The organism is Aeromonas sp. Y311-2, assembly GCF_027706025.1.
Classification (GTDB): Bacteria; Pseudomonadota; Gammaproteobacteria; order Enterobacterales; family Aeromonadaceae; genus Aeromonas; species Aeromonas veronii.
Genome location: NZ_JAPDCL010000070.1, coordinates 1 through 879, shown reverse-complemented (window position 1 = coordinate 879; position 879 = coordinate 1). Strand labels below are relative to the sequence as shown.

The following is an 879-nucleotide window of genomic DNA, read 5'->3' as shown; positions in this document are numbered from 1 at the left end:
TTACCCAAAAGCACCGTAAAGCCCCGTCATTCATGGCGGGGATATAAGGTGTGAATGGCGTAGCCGTTCCATGGTTAATGAGGTGTTTGCTGTTGCTCGATGTACTGCCGGATGATCTCTATCGGAGCGCCGCCACAACTCGATGCAAAGTAAGATGGCGACCACAACATGCCCTTGTAGTAGAACTTGGCGGCGATGTCTGGCCGCTCTTTTCGCAGCACCCGACTGGATGCCCCTTTTAGGCTGTTCACCAGCGCCGATACTGCCACTTTTGGCGGGTAATTCACCAGCAGGTGAACATGATCAACCTCTCCATCCATCTCTTTTAGCTCTGCCTCAAAGTCAGCGCAGATCTTGGAGAACAGCTCTCTAAGGCGGTCGATGGCGGCATTGTCGAATACTCTTCTGCGATATTTCGTCACAAAGACCAAATGAACATGCATAGAGAAAATGCAGTGTCTGCCAGTTCTAATGGCATTGATTTTGCTCATAGACCAAAGTATATTATGGCCATGCAACGACTTCAAGCCTTCAAATATGAACTTCGGCCAGACGGCCAGCAACAGCTGCGAATGCGCCGCTTCGCTGGTTCATGCCGTTTCGTGTTCAACAAGGCGCTGGCGTTGCAGCAGGAGCGCTTTGAACAGGGCGAGAAGAAGCTCGGCTATGCGGAGCTGTGTAAACAGCTCACCCAATGGAAGTCGGAAGACTCAACCGCTTGGCTTGCCGAAACGCCCTCCCAACCCTTGCAGCAAACGCTAAAAGATCTGGAGCGAGCCTACACTAACTTCTTCGCCAAACGCGCCGATTTCCCTCGCTTCAAAAAGAAGGGTTTATCCGATAGCTTCCGCTATCCGCAAGGTTTCAAGCTCGATCAGG

At 51.6% G+C, this 879-nt stretch carries 2 protein-coding genes; one reads left to right on the top strand and one right to left on the bottom strand.

Annotated elements, in window-relative coordinates; translation table 11 throughout:
• Window positions 1-74 precede the first annotated feature (74 nt).
• Window positions 75-491, bottom strand: a complete 417-nt coding sequence (tnpA, locus tag OKC42_RS22650; RefSeq protein WP_270820939.1) for an IS200/IS605 family transposase — start codon at window positions 489-491, stop codon at window positions 75-77.
• Between the two features lie 15 nt (window positions 492-506).
• Between tnpA and OKC42_RS22645 the strand changes: the two genes are divergently transcribed.
• A partial coding sequence (locus OKC42_RS22645; RefSeq protein ID WP_270820938.1) for an RNA-guided endonuclease InsQ/TnpB family protein occupies window positions 507-879 on the top strand: 373 nt, incomplete at its 3' end.